Origin of the sequence: Lentzea terrae (assembly GCF_003265345.1) — a bacterium.
In the GTDB taxonomy this organism is placed as follows: Bacteria; Actinomycetota; Actinomycetes; order Mycobacteriales; family Pseudonocardiaceae; genus Lentzea; species Lentzea terrae.
Genome location: NZ_QFWW01000011.1, coordinates 1 through 17104 on the forward strand (window position 1 = coordinate 1; position 17104 = coordinate 17104).

Genomic DNA, 17104 nt, shown 5'->3' on the forward strand with positions numbered 1-17104 from the left:
GATCAGGAACGGGTGAAGCTGGAGCGGGCGGGCTCGGCACAAGGCCGAGCCCGCCCGTGCACGCGGAGAACCCGGATGGTGGCGGCCTCGTCCTGGTCAACCACGAGGCGCGGAACGTGTCAAGCCTGGTGAGGCGGTCGATTTCAGGGTTTGTCGAGTGAGCCGGGGTCGCCGACGTCCGCGACCAGCGGCCGCCCGGGGCCCAAGGGCACTCCACCTCGATACACGACCTCGACACCCGCCGGCTGCTGCGCACCCAGATCCTCGGCGGACTCGTCAACGAGTACAGATATGCCGCATGGCTTGCAGCGATGACTTTCCTGCTCCGACTCCGCGCTCCCAGGGCTCATCAGCTCTGCCTGGGTCTGAGGTCGGGCGGATCCGGTCAGCAGGTGGAGTTGGTTTGGGTGAGCAGGCCGAGCCGCCACGGCAGGCTGTTGTAGTCGCCGCCCGCGTTGGGGTCTTTGCCTTGGTACAGGTATTGCATCTGGCACGGGCTGATGGTGAGCGTCTGGTCCGCGGTGCCGCTGCGGACCATCTCGCCGTGGCTGATGTCCGTCGTCCACGCGGAGCCGCTGAAGGTGACGTTGTTCGCGCCGGCGAACGGGTTGCTCTCGCTGGAGGCGAGAGGAGTCCAGCTGCCGCTGAGCGACGATGATGTCCAGGACCGGAAGTACCGGCCGCGGGAGCCGATCGCCTCGACGATGAGCAGGTACTGGTCCTGCCCGGCGACCTTGTAGACGTTGGCCGCCTCGAACAGGTTGTTGCGGTTGCTGTCCTGCAAGGCGATGACGGTGTTGGTCATGCCGTTGGGGAAGTCGGCCACGCTGGTCTGGGAGCGGTAGAGGTGGCCGTTGTCGTCGGAGGAGAACAGGTAGCAGTCGGCGGCGTCGCAGATGACCCACATGTCGACCCAGTAACCGTCACCGATGTTCTGCTGGATGATCGCCGGCATGCTGGAGTAGAAGTTCTTGGGAGCGCTCCACCCGTTGGGGTTGCTGATGTCGGGATTCGTGGAGTACGACGCGTTGCCGGTCTGGTAGACCAGGTACCACAGCCCCTGCGGCGCGAAGTAGAACACCTCCGGCGCGGCCCGGTAACCGGAGCCGATCGGGGTCTGGTCCAAGTAGTGGTGCGTCGCCGAGCCGGCCTGCGACCAGTCCGTGAAGCTCAGGTAGACCAGGTTGTAGCCCGAGGCGTTCGCGACGCTGGCGAACACGTGGTGTTTGCCGTTGTGATACACCACCGACGGGTCCTTGATCCCGGCGACGTCGTTGTGGGCGGCGTCCGGCTTCGGCGCGATCAACGCACCGGTGGAGCTCCACTGGAAGCTCGACGGCAACATCCCGCTCACCGGCGGCGCCGAAGACGGGGGTGACGAGGACGGGGGTGCAGAGGACTGCGGCGGCGTGGTGGGGCTGCCGGTGGGCACCAGGCTGAACTTCTGGTTGGCCTGTCCGCTGCAGTCGTACAGCTGGATCTGCGCTCCGTTGGCGGTGCTCCAGACGTCCAGGCAGCGCCCGGATCGCACGCTGGTGATGGTGCCGTTGGCGTTGACGTTCCACTGTTGGTTGGTCTGGCCGTTGCAGCTGTAGATCTGGATCGCCGCGCCGTTGCGGGAGCCGCCGGCGTCCAGACATTTGTTGCCGTACACGGTCAGTTGCTTGCGGGCGGTGTACGTCCACTGCTGGCTGACCTGGCCGTTGCAGTCGTAGAGCTGTACGCGGGTGCCGTTGTTCTGCGACGCGTTGGGCACGTCGATGCATCGGCCTGACTGAGCTCCGACGATCTGGTTGGCGCCGCTCGGCGGCGCCGTGCTCGATGACGAGCTCGTGGTCGGTGAAGCGGTCGACGAGGTGGTCGGGGCGGCGGCGTTGAGGGCGTCGAGCACCGCGGTGTACGCGGGCTTCTTGGTGCCGGCGCCGTCGAACAGCAGTGGGCTTTCGTTGGAACGCCACGAGTCGCTGTCCCGCACGCCCCAGACCGTGATGCCGATGCAGCGGGCCACGTTGAGGCAGGCCTGCGTCAGCCCGGCGTACTGCGCGGTGGAGGCGTTGGTCACGTCGACCTCGGTCAGGGCCACGTCCACGCCGAGTGCGGCGAAGCTCGACAGAGTGGTCTGGAAGTCGCTCGGCAGCGAGCTACCGCCGGTGAAGTGGGTCTGCAGCCCGACGCAGTCGATCGGCACGCCCCGGTTCTTGAAGTCCCGGATCATGTTGTACACGCCCTGGGTCTTCGCGTAAGACCAGTTCTCGATGTTGTAGTCGTTGTAACACAGCTTGACTGACGGATCCGCCGTGCGGGCGGTGCGGAACGCCACCTCGATCCAGTCGTCGCCGGTGCCCTGCAGGTTCGACTGCCGGCGGCTGCCGTTCTCGTCGAACGCCTCGTTCACCACGTCCCAATAGGCCAGCTTGCCCTTGTAGTGGGCCATCACCCCGTTGATGTGGTCGAGCATCGCCTGCCGCAAGGTGCTGCCGGACAGGCTCTCCATCCACGCCGGCTGCTGCGCATGCCACGCCAGGGTGTGCCCACGCACCTTCATCCCGCGCTGCGTGGCCCAGTTGTAGACCTGGTCGCCGGCAGCGAAGGTGAACTGTCCCCGCTGAGGCTCGGTCGCGTCGATCTTCATCTCGTTCTCGGCCGTGACCATCGTGAACTCGCGCCCGGCGATCGTCGTGTAGGCCGAGTCGCTGAGTCTCCCGCCCGCGATCGCCGTACCGAAGTACCGGCCCGACTGCGCCGCAGCGGCACCGAGCGTGCTCGCCGCCGCGTCCGCCGACGGGATCAACATCACCGCCGTGCCCACCGCCACGGCACTGGCCGCCCCCGCGACCAGAGCTCTGACAATGGGCGCTCGATTCCGCCAGAACCCGCCGGCACGGGTCGTGTGGCTCACCGCCATCATGATGTCCGTTCTCGTTCAGGGCCCGAGCCGTCTGCGCCTGAACGACTGGAGCTGCTCGGTGTGCCCCCAGTTTCGGGGGTTCTCATCTCATGTCGTTCAGCGTCCACACGGTCGTTCTTGTCACTCCCGTGGTGTTCGCCCTGGTGAAACGGGGAAGCTTCGGTTCAGAAGACGAGCTGCCAGGAGTCGACGTAGCCGCTGTCGGTGGTGCGGTAGACGTCCTCAAGGCCGCGAGTGCTTCTTCCGCCTCGGAACTCGCCCGACCCGGCGACGGTCGTGAAGCTTGTTCCACAGCATCACGACCGCTTCGGAGGCGAGCTCATCCTCCAGGTCCTCGGTATCGTCTCGTCCACCTACCATGGCAGTCTCATGCCATCGACGCGCTGGAACAGGGCATTTGGTCCTGTGAGGTCTGCGACGGACAGCTGATCCACCACGGCGGCAAAGGCTTGATCCACACCTCGATCCGCTTTCACGCAACGCTTGGCGGACAACGGAATCCTGCCGTTGATCGGTTCGGTCGGCGACTCCCGCGACCACGCGCTGATGGAGAACTTCTTCGTCACACTGAAGAAAGTTGCACCCTCACCTCCTTCGGTAACAGGGCAGGACGGCGCGCGATACACCCGCAGCGGGGGAATACGAGGAGTTGTCATGGCTGAGCGGGGAGTGACGAGCAGCGGAGCACGGGCGGTGCTCGGCTTGGCGGTGTTCGTGCTCCTGTCCTGCGCGCTGGGCAACGTGCTGCTCGCGGTCACCGAGTCCGTGTCGTGGCCGCTGGCCGCGGGCGTCGGTTGGTGGGGTGTCGCGGTCGGCGTGGCGATCCAGGCCGAGGCGGCCACGACATCCGAATCGAGAGCGCCCCGCGTGGCACCGGCGCAGGTGGCTTCAGCTAGTCGCGCGTGAAGTGCAGGGTCTCCGCTTCGGTATCAGGGCTGACAATTGTGGCAGATATTTGCCACTGCTCCCCAGTGCCGCCCAGCCTGCTGGAAGGTGACGTTGGTTCGCGGGTGGGGTGGTCCGAGGCTGGCCGTTGAGCGCTCGTCACTGCTGCGGACCGGTGCTCCACCACGGCCTGTCTGTTCGCGAACAAGCGAAGGGGAGAGCAAGGTGAAAGCAGTCGTCATCGTCAGAAGGTCGTTGTTGGCTCTTGCAGTGCTGGTGTCCGCTGCACTGCTGCCGACTGCGGCAGACCAATCGCGTGCCTCGGCCGCCGTCCAGGAAACGTATTACGTCGCTCCTGACGGAAATGATGCAAATCCGGGGACGGTCGCGGCCCCGTTCAAAACCTTGACGCGCGCACGGGACGTTGTCCGCGCGGTGAACGCGAACATGTCCGGGGACATCCACGTTCAGCTTCGTGGGGGGAACTACCCGATAGGAAACACGGTAGATTTCACGCCGAGAGACTCGGGCACGAACGGGTACCGGATCATATATTCTGCGTACCAGAACGAGACACCGGTGCTGAGCGGTGGCGTGCAGGTGAGTGGCTGGACGCAGCACGGAGGCAACATCTGGAAGGCTCCGCTCAATCGCACCAACAAGCTGCGGGCGCTCTACGTCAATGACAAGCGTGCCTTCATGGCCGGCAAGACGATCAACTCGCAAGGATGCTACGGCACGTACAACGTCAACGCCGGTCAGGCTCCATGGGCATTGGAGTCGGGATCGCAGTGTGACGGCGCCAAGTACAGCCTGGCCGATCTGCCCGCAATATCCCGCAATCCGGACGACATCGAAATCGAGACGGCAACGACCTGGCAGACGGCCATCGCAGGAGTCCGCCAGGTCACCACCAGCAGTGACGGCGCCAACCGCGTTGCGCTGTTTCAGCAACCGGGTGCGGCCATTGCGCAAGGCGCTTTCAACGGCAACTTCCAGTCCGGCGGAAGTCACAAGTTCATGAACGCCTACGAGTTCCTCGACGCGCCAGGCGAGTTCTACTTCGACAAGTCGAGCCAAACGGTGTACTACTACAAGGCCGACTCGGAGAACATGGCGACTGCGACGGTCTATGCGCCGAACAACGTGTCGACCCTGCTTAGGGTCGCCGGCACGTCCACGACCAACCACGTGCGCAACATCACGTTCTCCGGCATCACGGTGCAGCACTCGGACTGGAACCTCTTCACCGTGGCCGGCTCCGCGTTCAAGCAGGCCCAGCAGGGCAACCTCGGCAACACCGTGTACGTCAAGGGCAACTTCCACGTCTACTACTACCGCAATGTCGACACTGCGCCGGGCATCATCCAACTGGAGAACGCCGACGGCATAATGCTGCTCCGCAATCGGGTGCAGCACACCGGTGTCGACGGGATCAACATGGTCAACGACGTGCAGAACACGCAGTTGATCGGGAACTACACGAACGACATAGCCGGGTCCGCCATCACTGTGGGACATCCGCAGCACGTCTACATCGGGGACCACACGTCGACGAATCGCGAGAAGTACTCCGCGCAGGTCGAAGGACTTCCGAAGAACATCGAGATCAAGAACAACTACCTCTACGACAGCGCGGTGTTGTTCAACGGGCACAGTCCCATCTCGGCGTACTTCGCCGACACTCTGACCGTGCAGCACAACCGGATCGAAAAAGCCCCGTGGAACGGCATCACGCTCGGCTGGGGCTGGTGGAACTTCGACGGCTCATCGGGCTCTATCGCACCCAACCGGCCGACGACCACGGCACGAAACAACAACATCAGCTACAACCACATCATCGACACGGTTCAGCGCCTCAACGACACGGCCCCCATCTACACGCTCGGCAGCCAGCCGGGAACCACGATCAACAACAACTACCTTCAGGGTGTCCCGTCCGGACACAAGTACGGACTTCACCCGGACGAAGGATCGGCGTACATCACCTTCCGTGACAACGTCCTGAGCGTGGACAAGAACGTCACCTGGCTGATCAATTCTGACGATTTCGGACGCAAACACGATCTGAGCATCACGCAGACGTACGGTCCGGTCAACAAGGTCTCCAACAAGAATTTACCGAACAGCACCGTCCAGGACATCCTCGTCTATTCTGACTACGTCTGGCCGGCGGCCGCCTACGGCATCGCCGTGAACTCCGGACTGGAGGACGCATATCGGGACGTCATCCCGCTGGGCAATCTTTCCCGGCCGGATCACGCCCTGCCTGCCAGCACGTTCGTCGGCGCCGGGGTGTCGTCGATTCCGATCCGGAGCATCGGCGACGGGACCAGGACCGTCTGGCTGGCTCCGCTGGGTACGACGACCTTCGCCGTCGGCCCGACGATGACCAAGGCGAGCGGGACGGCGACGACGATCGACGTCCCGACCACCGCCGGTGACTACCGGCTCTACATCCTCGACGCGCAAGGAAATCGGTCGGCTGAGTCGAAATCGCTCGTTCGGCGGCAGGGCGGCGGTGGTCAACAGGGCGGCGCGATCGTGGGCGGCCAGTCCGGCCGGTGCCTCGACATCAGCGGCGCGAGCACGGCCAACGGCGCGCAAGCGCAGTTGTGGGACTGCCACGGCGGCACCAACCAGCGCTTCACCTACACCTCGGGCAAGCAGTTGCAGGTGTACGGCAACAAGTGCCTGGCCGCCGGCAACGGGGGTACTGGCAACGGCACCGCGGTGGTGATCTGGGACTGCAACAGCCAGGCCGGCCAGCAGTGGACCGTCAACGCCAACGGCACTATCACGGGTGTGCAGTCGGGGTTGTGCCTGGACGCCAACGGCGCCGGCACCGCGAACGGAACCAGGATCATCCTCTGGACCTGTGGCGGTGGCGGCAACCAGCAGTGGAGCCTGCGCACCTGAAACGGCTGGGGGCTGGGACATCACTGCCCAGCCCCTGCCTCTGCACGCGGCGCTTCGTCCTGCGAACTCGGCCGGACAACCATCCCTTTCGGACTGTCCACAGCGGTGTCGCGCACGGCGTCGCTCCGTGAGATCCGTGCCGTGACGCCCCGGACGGGAAAGGCATAAAACTGATCAATCTGTCGCCGGCCGGTCAGGGCGACGCAAATGAGTCATACTAATGCCAGGCAAGTCGTGCAACAGTGGGTCATCGGGTGGCCGCTACGGCGCGGTCGGCGGCACGTCGTAGAAGCGGTCGAGAAGCTCGTCGCAGTCTCGGCAAGCCGTTCGAGGGCAACCGCTGCGGTAGAGCGTCCGATGTTCGGCTGTTTGGAGCTTGTCCTTGTTGCTGGCGGGCTAGTCCAACTCATCCAAGCCTCGTGTACTACCTATTGACCGTGTTTGCGGCCGGTCCTACCGTAGGACTGTCGTACTAATCGGGTTCTGGCGGGTCAACCAGGCAATCAGGTCGGTCGTGCGTGTCGGTGCACTTCCCGCGTTCGATTCAAGGAGTACCTGTGACAACGCTGTCTCATACTCTCTTCAGACCATCGTGTTCGACGCGGTGGCGCTCGCGTCCTCCAGGCACGCCGTGTCCGAGAACCGATGGGAGTGAGGATCGGGTATGGCGCGAGTGCTGATGCTGGTGGGGGACGCCGCGGAGGAACTCGACTCGATGTACCCGTTGTTTCGGCTGCGGGAGGACGACCACGAGGTGGTCGTGGCCGCGCCCACGACACGTCCGGTGCAACTGGTGGTGCACGACTTCGAACCGGGGTGTGACGCCTACACGGAGAAGCCAGGTCGTCGGTTGCCCGTGGACCTGGCGTTCGCGGACGTGCGTCCGGAGGAGTACGACGCGCTGGTGATTCCGGGTGGCCGGGCACCGGAGTACATCCGCACGGACCCGGACGTTGCCCGCATCGTCGCGCACTTCTTCGCGAACGAACTTCCGGTCGGCACGATCTGCCACGGCCCGCAGGTCCCGGCTGCACTGGGGCTCCTGCGCGGTCGTACAACGGCCGCGTACCCGCCGCTGAAGGTCGACGTGGAGCAGGCCGGCGCCACCTTCGCCGACGGGCCGGACGTCGTGGACGGCGCGATGGTGTCCTGCCGCGGCTGGCCCGACCTGCCCCAGTGGTCGCGTGCGTTCCTCCGAGTGCTGGCGAAGTCGGGTGTCCCGACCGGCTGATCATCCACAATGGATGGTCGCTGACACCCGTCGCGAGGTGCTGCGTCGACCACTGGTCAAGGGGAACATTGGCCGATATGTGACACCGCCACGACCTTGACCGTGCGAAAAGCGGCTCATTAGTTTGACTGTTCGGAAAGCCGAATTCTCTGCTGTCGCAGCAATTCTCGGGCTCGGAGGACTCAATGGTGAGCTCGCCCAGGCGTGACCGCGCCCTGGTTCGCCCGTGGACGGGAGTGACCGGATGACGGTCGCGTCGACTCCACTGCTGGCGGTCAGAGGGTTGGTGAAACGCTTCCCCGGCGTGATGGCGTTGCAGGGCCTGGACTTCGAGGTTCGCGCGGGTGAGGTGCGCTGTCCGCTCGGGCAGAACGGGGCGGGCAAGTCGACGCTGATCAAGGTGCTGTCCGGGGCACACCGGCCTGACGAAGGTGAGATCCGCTGGCAGGGTGAGATCGCGGAGTTCGGCAATCCGACCGCCGCGATGCGCAGTGGTGTGGCCGTCATGTACCACGAACTGGATCTCGTGGCGGGCCTGTCGGTGGCCGACAACGTGTTCCTCGGTCACGGACTGTCCACAATGGCCTTTGCTCGGCGGGCAGAGGCGCGGCGCAGGACCCGTGCGCTGCTCGACCGGCTGGGGCACCTGGACATTCCGCCGGATCGCGACGTGGGCCGGCTTTCCGTGGCTCACCAGCAGGTGGTCAGCATGGCGCGGGCGCTGTCGCTGGACGGGCAGCTGCTGATCATGGACGAGCCGTCGGCCGTGCTGGACGCGGACGAGGTACGAGTCCTGTTCGGTGTCATCCGGGAGCTGACCGCCCAGGGCGTGGCCGTGGTCTACATCTCGCACCGGATGCGGAGACCCGCGAGATCGGTGACCGGGCGGGCGCTGGAGAACGTGTTCCCACCGCGGGTACCGGAGGCGCCGGAGGTGCTGGTGGTGCGCGGACTGGCCGAAGGCGACCGCTTCAGCGGCGTGAACCTCACCGTCCGCCGGAGTGAGGTGGTCGGGCTCGCCGGGCTCGTCGGGGCGGGCCGCTCGGAGATCCTCGAGACCGTGCACGGCGAGCGCAAACCGACGGACGGCACCGTCGAGGTCGACAGCGAGCAGTTGCGACGGGGAACGCTTTTGACGCGCCGTCGGCCTCGTTCGACGCGGCGTTCAGTTCTGGCGGCTGATGGGCCGGCCAGGGTCGGCTGACGAGAGGAGATGGTCGTGACCGAACGAGTCGGCTTGTGGTTGAACGGGGCCAGGGGATCGGTGGCGACCACCGCCGTGAGCGGGCTGCTCGCGTTGCGCGCGGGTCTCGTGCCGCCTGTCGGCTGTGTCACCGAGCTACTGGACGCGCGTCTGGCGCCATGGGACGCGTTCGTGGTCGGCGGGCACGACATCGTGACCACGCCGCTGGCGAAGCGGGTCGAGTCGCTGCTGCGCGACGGCGTGCTGCCGTACGACGTGACGGGGTGCATCGCGAGCGGCCTGGACGCGGTGGACGCGGAGATCCGGCCCGGTTACGACCCCGCGGCGTCCTCCGGAAGTCAGGCCGACGCCGCCCGGCGGCTGGCCGAGGACATCGCCGACTTCCGCGCCCGGCACGACCTGGCCCGCGTCGTGGTGGTGAACGTGGCGTCGACCGAGCCACCAGTGCGGGTCGAGCACGACTCGCTCGCCGCGCTGGAGGAGGCGCTCGCCGTGCCGGGAAACGCCGTGCTGCCGCCGAGCTCTCTCGTCGCTTACACCGCTTTCCAGGCGGGGTGCGCCTTCGTGGACTTCACGCCGTCCACCGGGGTCGCGGTGCCCGCACTGGACGAGCTGGCGGTGTCGAAGGGACTGCCCTACGCGGGAAGGGACGGCAAGACGGGGGAGACGCTGGTGCGGGCGGCGCTCGCACCGATGTTCACCTCGCGGGCGCTGCGCGTGCTGTCGTGGACGGGCACGAACCTGCTCGGTGGTGGTGACGGGGCCACGCTGGAGAACCCGGCGCACGCGGACAGCAAGCTGGCGTCCAAGGCCAGGGGGCTGGCGGCGTTGCTCGGCGAGGACGTGACCGCGCCCCTGCACATCGACCACGTACCCGATCTCGGCGAACGCAAGATCGCGTGGGATCACGTGTCGTTCGAAGGGTTTCTCGGCGCGCGGATGTCACTGCAACTGACCTGGAGCGGCCTGGACTCGTCCCTGGCCGCCCCGCTGGTGCTGGACCTGGCCCGCCTGATGGCCGCCGCCCACGCGGCCGGCCGGACCGGTGCCCAGGGTGCGCTCGCGTTCTTCTTCAAGGACCCGTTGGGCAGCGACGAGCACCGGCTCGCGGAACAGGCCCGCGAACTCCACGAGTGGGCCCGAAACCTCTGACACATCGATCGACCAGGTTGGACTCCGCTGCGCAACCCTTTCCCTGCAAAGGAGCAGGCGTGAACACCACCACGAGGAAACGGCGCGGCCGCCCCCGAGCGGTCCTGCCGCTGCTCACGGCCCTGTTGTCCGTCATCGCCTTCGCCGTGCCGGCGTGGGCGGCGGACGAGTCCATCGCCGTCGACTTCTCCACCGGAACCGGTGCTCCGACCTACCGGGCGTCGGGCTGGATCTACGGCATGACCGAGAACGCGTCCGGGCCAGCGGACAACTTCTACCGCGACGTGAAGTTCCGGTACATGCGCGCGGGCGGCGCCCAGCTCGACAGTCCTGGCGGCTGGGTGTCCGGGAAGTACGACCGCCGGTGGAACTCGACCCGTGCCCAGCTGCTGCGGACCCGCGCGCTGGGCGGCGAGTTCGTGTTGCTGCCGCACGACCTGTGGGGTGCCGACGGGTTCGCGATCTCCCGTTTTCCCGGTGACAACGGCAACTGGACCGACTACGACAACTTCCTCACCCGCGTGATCAGCGACGTGCGGGCGACCGGTGTGCCCGTGCAGTGGGACATCTGGAACGAACCCAACATCACGCTGTTCTGGAACCGCCCGCAGTCCCAGTACTTCGAGCTGTGGCGCCGCACGTACCAGCGCATCCGGGCGGAGTTCCCGACCCAGTTGATCGTCGGGCCGAGCTGCGCCTGCACGCCGTCCACCGGCGGTTGGTGGCCGCAGTACCTGGACTTCGTGCGCTCCAGCAACACGGTGCCGGACATCATCAGCTGGCACTCGCTGCCCGGCGACCCCGTGTCGAACGTGCAGGTGGCGAACCAGACGCTCGACTCGCGCGGCATCCCGCACCCGCGGCCGTACCAGATCAACGAGTACGGCGCCTCGAATGAGCAGAACCCCGGCGACGGCGCGTGGTACATCTCGCGGCTGGAACGGGCGGGCGCGGACGGCCTGCGCGCCAACTGGGCCAGCGGCGGCAACCTGCACAACGACCTCGGCAACCTGCTCGTCCACAACTCGGCGGGACAGCACCAGCCGAAGGGTGAGTGGTGGGTCTACCGCTTCTACGGCTCGCAGACCGGCCAGATCGCCACGGTCACGCCGAGCCAGAACTACGACGGGTTCGCGACGAAAGCACCGGGTGAAGCCAAGATCCTGGTCGGCGGCGGCCGCACGACGGGCAACATCGCGGTCAACCTGCGGCGCCTGGACGCCACCGAGGGCGTGGTGAGGAACAACCAGGTGCGGGTGCTCGCCGAGCGCATCCCGTACAACAACGGCGGAGCCGTCTCGGGCCCGGTGACCGCCATGGACACCGTCGTGACGCTGAACAACAACGGCACCACGGTGAACCTGCCGCACTCGAACGTCGACGAGTCCTTCACCATCACGGTCCTGCCGCCCTCGGGCACTCCTGGCGGGGCCTTCCAGTCCACCGCGGTCGCCCAGCACTCGCAGCACTGCCTGACCAACCCGGGCCGCAGCACCGCCGACGGCACCCGGCAGCAGCAGGTCACCTGCGGCACCGCTGACGAGCAGCGGTGGAACTTCAGCCCGGTGACCGGGACGGCCGACACCTTCACGGTCACCAACCAGCAGTCGGGCAAGTGCCTGGACGTCAACGGAGTGTCCACAGCGGACGGTGCCGCGGTCATCCAGTGGAACTGCAACGGCGGAACCAACCAGCAGTTCACCCTGCGCAAGGTCACCTACGCGGGCAGCGCTCCCACCGACTTCCAGCTGGTCGCGCGGCACAGCGGCAAGTGCGTCGCGGTCGTGGGCGCCTCCACCGCGTCGGGTGCCCTGCTGGACCAGCGGACCTGCAACCCCGTGAACCAGGGCAGCCCGCTCAACCAGACCTGGCGCCTGCCCGGCCGCCAGAGCACCTAGCACCAACTCGGCCCGCGTTCCCGGCAACGGGAGCCGGGCCGAATTCCGGACCCTTCTGGGAGCGCTCCCAGAAAGGGGCCGGATCGGCAGAGACCTTCAACGAAGAAGGACGATCATGGCCTCGTACCTCCATCCCCCGGCGCCACCGCCGGGTTTTCGCGCGTTCCGCGGTCTTCTCGCTCGTCTCGGCCGGCGCCGTGACGCTCGTACCGGATCTGCCTCTGACGGGTCTGCTCACCAGGACGGCTCGACGCCCCGGCCGTCCACAGTGAACCCCGCATCAGCGCGCCAACGAGACCGAAGGTATGACCTGCCATGAGAAACCGACTCACCGCGGCGCTCTCCGCCACGCTCCTGACCGTGGCCACCGCCGTGGCCGTCTCGGCCGTCACCGCACCGCCCGCCGCCGCGCACGTGGTCAACCCCGCCGACTTCCAACAGGTCGAACTGGCCAAGGGCGTCGCCGAGATGGGCGAGCCGATGTCGATGGCGGTGCTGCCGGACCGCTCGGTGCTGCACACGTCCCGCAACGGCACGCTGCGCCGCACCACGGCGGCCGGCGCCACGAGCGTGATCGCCAACATCCCCGTCTACACCCACGACGAGGAGGGTCTGCAGGGCGTCGCTGCGGATCCCGGCTTCGCGACCAACCGGCACATCTATCTCTACTACTCGCCGCCGTTGTCGACACCTGCCGGTGACGCGCCGTCCAGCGGGACGAACTTCTCCCAGTGGAACGGCGTGAACCGCCTGTCCCGGTTCACCCTCAACGCCGACTTCACGCTCAACACGGCGAGCCAGGTGACCGTGCTGGACGTGCCGACGAGCCGGGGGATCTGCTGCCACGTCGGCGGTGACATCGACTTCGACGCGGCGGGCAACCTGTACCTGTCCACCGGCGACGACACCAACCCGTTCGACTCCGGCGGCTACACGCCGATCGACGAGCGCTCGGGACGCAACCCCGCGTATGACGCGCAACGCAGCGCGGGCAACACCAACGACCTGCGCGGCAAGGTGTTGCGGATCAAGGTGAACGCCGACGGGGCCTACACGATCCCGGCGGGCAACCTGTTCCCGCCCGGCACGGCCAGGACGCGGCCGGAGATCTACGCGATGGGCCTGCGCAACCCGTTCCGGTTCAACGTGGACCCGGCCACCGGCACGATCTACCTCGGTGACTACGGACCGGACGCCGGCTCGACCACCTCCAGCCGCGGACCGGCCGGGCAGGTGGAGTTCAACCGGATCACCTCGGCGGGGAACTACGGCTGGCCGTACTGCACGGGCACGAACACCACCGATGAGAACTATGTGGACTACACGTTCCCGTCCGGGCCGTCGGGCAGCCGGTTCAACTGCGCCGCGCCGGTCAACAACTCGCCGAACAACACCGGCCTGACGAATCTGCCCGCCGCGCGCCCGGCGTGGATCAAGTACGACAACTGCTCCTTCGCCGCGTTCGGCTGCGGGTCGGAGTCCCCGATGAGCGCGCCCGTGTACCGCTACGACGCGGCCAACCCGTCGACGGTCAAGTTCCCCGCCTCGCTGGACGGGCACGTGTTCGCCACCGAGTTCGGCCGGCGCTGGATCAAGACCATCGACGTCAACCCCGACGGCTCCGCCGGGCAGGTCGGTGACTTCCCCTGGCGCGGCACCCAGGTCATGGACGCGAGCTTCGGTCCGGACGGCGCTCTCTACGTGCTGGACTACGGCACCGGATGGGGCAGCGGCGACGCGAGTTCCGCGCTCTACCGCATCGAGCACATCGGTCCGGCCGGCAACCGCGCGCCGGTGGCACGCGCGATTGCCAACCCCCTGTCCGGCATCGCGCCGCTGACCGCCGACTTCTCGTCGGCCGGGTCGTCCGACCCGGAGAACGGCGCGCTGACCTACTCGTGGAACTTCGGCGACGGCAGCACGTCCACGGCGGCCAACCCGAGCCACACCTTCACCGTCAACGGCCAGTACACCGTCACGCTCACGGTGAAGGACCCGGCCGGGCTCACCGGCAGCACCAACGTGATCATCACCGTCGGCAACACCGCACCCGTGGTCACGTTGAACACCCCGGTCAACGGAAGCCTGTTCAGCTTCGGCGACAGCATCCCTTACACGATCACGGTCTCCGACGTGGAGGACGGGACGATCGACTGCAGCAAGGTGACGTTGTCCTACCTCCTCGGCCACGACAGTCACTCCCACAAGATCACCTCGCGCAACGGCTGTTCGGGCACCATGGAGATCCCGGTGGACGGTGAGCACGACACGGCGGCGAACATCTACGCCGTCTTCGACGCCGAGTACACCGACAAGGGCGCGAATGGCGTGCCGCCCGCGACCACCCACGCCCAGAACGTGCTCCAGCCCCGGCACCGGCAGGCCGAGCACTACACGACGCAGTCGGGCACCGGCCTGTTCGACAAGACGCCGGCCGAGGGCGGCCGCACCGTCGGCGACATCCACAACGGCGACTGGATCGCGTTCGACAACTACAACCTCACCGGCGCCAACCGGTTCACCGCGCGCGTGTCCTCCGCGGGAGCGGGCGGCACGATCACGGTGCGCAGCGGTTCCCAGACCGGTCCGGCACTGGCCACGCTGACCGTGCCGGTGACCGGCGGGTGGGACACGTTCCGGGAGGTCTCCACCGCGCTGACGAACGTGCCCACGACCACCGGCAGGCTGTACCTGACGTTCGCGGGCAGCGGCACCGGTTACCTGTTCGACGTGGACGCCTTCACGTTCGACACGTCCACCGGCGGCGGACGCACCGGGCCGATCACCGGGGCGGCGTCCGGCAAGTGCGCCGACGTCACCGGTGGCAACAGCGCGGACGGCACGCGGATCCAGCTGTACACCTGCAACGGCGGCGCGAGCCAGCAGTGGACGGTCAACGGGACCACGTTGCGGGCGCTGGGCAAGTGCATGGACGTCGCGAACGGTGGCACCACCGACGGCGGCGCCGTGCAGCTGGGGACCTGCAACGGTGCCACGAGCCAGAACTGGAGCGCCGGTGCCAACGGATCCGTGGTCAACACGAAGTCCGGCAAGTGCCTCGACGCCAACGGAGCCGGCACCGCCAACGGCACGGCGCTGATCATCTGGACCTGCCACGGCGGCACCAACCAGCGCTGGACGCTGCCATGACGACTCCGCCGCGTGCTTCGACACCAAGGAGGATCAGATGACCTACCAGGCTTGGCGACGGGCGCTCGGCGTCGCCGCCGCGGCACTCGTCGTGGGCGGGGTCGCTTCCGCACCACCAGCGGCGGCCGCGGACACACCCTACGACGTGCTGGTGTTCTCCAAGACCGCGGGTTTCCGGCACGACTCGATCCCCAGCGGCATCCAGCTGATCCGCGATCTGGGCGGCGCCAACAACTTCACGGTTTCCGCCACCGAGGACGCGGCGCAGTTCACGACCGCCAACCTCGCGCAGTACGAGGCCGTGGTGTTCCTCAACACCACGGGGGACGTGCTGAACGCCACCCAGCAGAGCGCCTTCGAGTCCTACGTCCGCGGCGGTGGCGGTTACGTGGGTGTGCACTCGGCGGCCGACACCGAGTACGACTGGCCGTTCTACGGCGAGCTGGTGGGTGCGTACTTCGCGTCGCACCCGGCCATCCAGCAGGCGACGATCCGGACCGAGAACCGTGCGCACGCCGCCACCGCGCACCTCTCTCCGGCCTGGGTGCGCACCGACGAGTGGTACAACTACCGCACCAACCCGCGCAGCGGCGCCCGCATCCTGTCCACTTTGGACGAATCGACCTACTCCGGCGGGTCGATGGGCGCCGACCACCCGATCACGTGGTGCAAGCCCATGGCGAGTGGACGCTCCTTCTACACCGGCACCGGGCACACGAGGGAGAGCTACGCCGATCCGGCTTTCCGCACGATGATCCTCGGCGGCATCCGGTACGCGGCGAACAGGACGAAGGCCGACTGCCGTCCCGAGACCGGCTACACCACCCTCTACAACGGGTCGACGACCGGGTGGACGCAGGCAGGCCCCGGTGGTTTCACCAACAGCGACGCCACGCTCACCTCGTCCGGCGGCATGGGCATGCTGTGGTACAGCGCCAAGGAGTTCCGGTCTTACTCCCTCAAGCTCGACTGGCGGATGCCGGGGGACGACAACTCCGGTGTGGTGCTCGGTTTCCCGGCGGGCAGCACCCCGGACTCGGCTCTCGCCAACGGGTACGAGGTCCAGATCGACGCGACGGACACCGCGGACAAGACCACAGGGGCGATCTACGGGGTCAAGGCCCCCGACACCGCCGCCAGGGACGGCGCGCTGAACCCGCCCGGCGAGTGGAACACCTACGAGCTGCTCGTCGAGGGCGAACGCCTCCAGGTTTTCCTGAACGGCGTGAAGATCAACGACTTCACCAACACCGACCCGGCGAGGTCGCTCACCTCGGGGCACATCGCGCTGCAGAACCACGGGTCCGGTGACGACGTGTCGTTCCGCAACGTCCGGATCAAGGAGCTCGGCGGGCCCCTCCCGCGCACCGGGCGGATCACCGGCGGCTCCGGCAAGTGCGTCGACGTCGCCGGCGGCAGCAGCGCGGACGGCACGAAGATCCAGCTGTGGACCTGCAACACCAACGCGAGTCAGCAGTGGACGGTCAGCGGGAACACGTTGCGCGCCCTCAACAAGTGCATGGGCGTCGCCGGCGGCAGCACCGCCAACGGCGCGCTGGTGCAGCTGATGACGTGCAACGGCAGCGGCTCGCAGAACTGGACGGCCGGAGCGAACGGCTCACTGATCAACCAGCAGGCGAACAGGTGCCTGGACGCCAACGGCGGCAGTTCGGCGGATGGCACCCAGCTCATCCTCTGGACCTGCCACGGCGGCACGAACCAGCGCTGGACCTTGCCATGAGCGGCTGGTCCCAGCG

At 67.1% G+C, this 17104-nt stretch carries 10 protein-coding genes; 8 read left to right on the forward strand and 2 right to left on the reverse strand.

All coding sequences use genetic code 11. From position 1 onward, the window contains the following. Window positions 1-385: 385 nt before the first annotated feature. Both DI276_RS17475 and DI276_RS49990 read right to left on the reverse strand, forming a co-directional pair. Complete coding sequence (locus tag DI276_RS17475) at window positions 386-2899, reverse strand: non-reducing end alpha-L-arabinofuranosidase family hydrolase (protein WP_232836725.1); 2514 nt, start codon at window positions 2897-2899, stop codon at window positions 386-388. Between the two features lie 362 nt (window positions 2900-3261). Continuing rightward, the gene (locus DI276_RS49990) at window positions 3262-3474 is read right to left on the reverse strand and encodes a hypothetical protein (RefSeq protein ID WP_157984767.1); all 213 of its coding nucleotides are present in this window, start codon (window positions 3472-3474) and stop codon (window positions 3262-3264) included. Between the two features lie 88 nt (window positions 3475-3562). Here DI276_RS49990 and DI276_RS17480 point away from each other — a divergent pair, with 88 nt between their 5' ends. The 8 genes from DI276_RS17480 (at window position 3563) to DI276_RS17515 (ending at window position 17088) form a co-directional block, all read left to right on the forward strand. Further along, on the forward strand, window positions 3563-3814 hold the full coding sequence (locus DI276_RS17480; RefSeq protein WP_157984768.1) for a hypothetical protein: 252 nt from the start codon (window positions 3563-3565) through the stop codon (window positions 3812-3814). 204 nt (window positions 3815-4018) lie between these two features. Continuing rightward, window positions 4019-6712 carry a ricin-type beta-trefoil lectin domain protein gene (locus DI276_RS52135; RefSeq protein WP_112264593.1) on the forward strand — a complete coding sequence of 898 codons (2694 nt, stop codon included), beginning with the start codon at window positions 4019-4021 and terminating at the stop codon, window positions 6710-6712. Between the two features lie 664 nt (window positions 6713-7376). Next, the gene (locus DI276_RS17490) at window positions 7377-7943 is read left to right on the forward strand and encodes a DJ-1/PfpI family protein (protein WP_112264595.1); all 567 of its coding nucleotides are present in this window, start codon (window positions 7377-7379) and stop codon (window positions 7941-7943) included. Between the two features lie 244 nt (window positions 7944-8187). Further along, window positions 8188-9147, forward strand: coding sequence for an ATP-binding cassette domain-containing protein (locus DI276_RS17495; RefSeq protein WP_112264597.1), 960 nt, complete (start codon window positions 8188-8190; stop codon window positions 9145-9147). Between the two features lie 9 nt (window positions 9148-9156). Then, window positions 9157-10299 carry an inositol-3-phosphate synthase gene (locus tag DI276_RS17500; RefSeq protein ID WP_112264599.1) on the forward strand — a complete coding sequence of 381 codons (1143 nt, stop codon included), beginning with the start codon at window positions 9157-9159 and terminating at the stop codon, window positions 10297-10299. 59 nt (window positions 10300-10358) lie between these two features. Continuing rightward, the gene (locus tag DI276_RS17505) at window positions 10359-12197 is read left to right on the forward strand and encodes an RICIN domain-containing protein (protein WP_232836726.1); all 1839 of its coding nucleotides are present in this window, start codon (window positions 10359-10361) and stop codon (window positions 12195-12197) included. 315 nt (window positions 12198-12512) lie between these two features. After that, window positions 12513-15347, forward strand: coding sequence for a PQQ-dependent sugar dehydrogenase (locus tag DI276_RS17510; protein WP_112264601.1), 2835 nt, complete (start codon window positions 12513-12515; stop codon window positions 15345-15347). A gap of 37 nt (window positions 15348-15384) precedes the next feature. Next, window positions 15385-17088 (forward strand): ThuA domain-containing protein, encoded by a 1704-nt coding sequence (locus DI276_RS17515; protein WP_112264603.1) that lies wholly within the window; start codon window positions 15385-15387, stop codon window positions 17086-17088. Window positions 17089-17104: the final 16 nt, after the last annotated feature.

Coding starts and splice junctions, on each gene's coding strand:
- DI276_RS17510 (WP_112264601.1), top strand. CDS start 12,513: ATGAGAAACCGACTCACCGCGGCGCTCTCCGCCACGCTCCTGACCGTG.
- DI276_RS17500 (WP_112264599.1), top strand. CDS start 9,157: ATGGTCGTGACCGAACGAGTCGGCTTGTGGTTGAACGGGGCCAGGGGA.
- DI276_RS17490 (WP_112264595.1), top strand. CDS start 7,377: ATGGCGCGAGTGCTGATGCTGGTGGGGGACGCCGCGGAGGAACTCGAC.
- DI276_RS17495 (WP_112264597.1), top strand. CDS start 8,188: ATGACGGTCGCGTCGACTCCACTGCTGGCGGTCAGAGGGTTGGTGAAA.
- DI276_RS17480 (WP_157984768.1), top strand. CDS start 3,563: ATGGCTGAGCGGGGAGTGACGAGCAGCGGAGCACGGGCGGTGCTCGGC.
- DI276_RS17515 (WP_112264603.1), top strand. CDS start 15,385: ATGACCTACCAGGCTTGGCGACGGGCGCTCGGCGTCGCCGCCGCGGCA.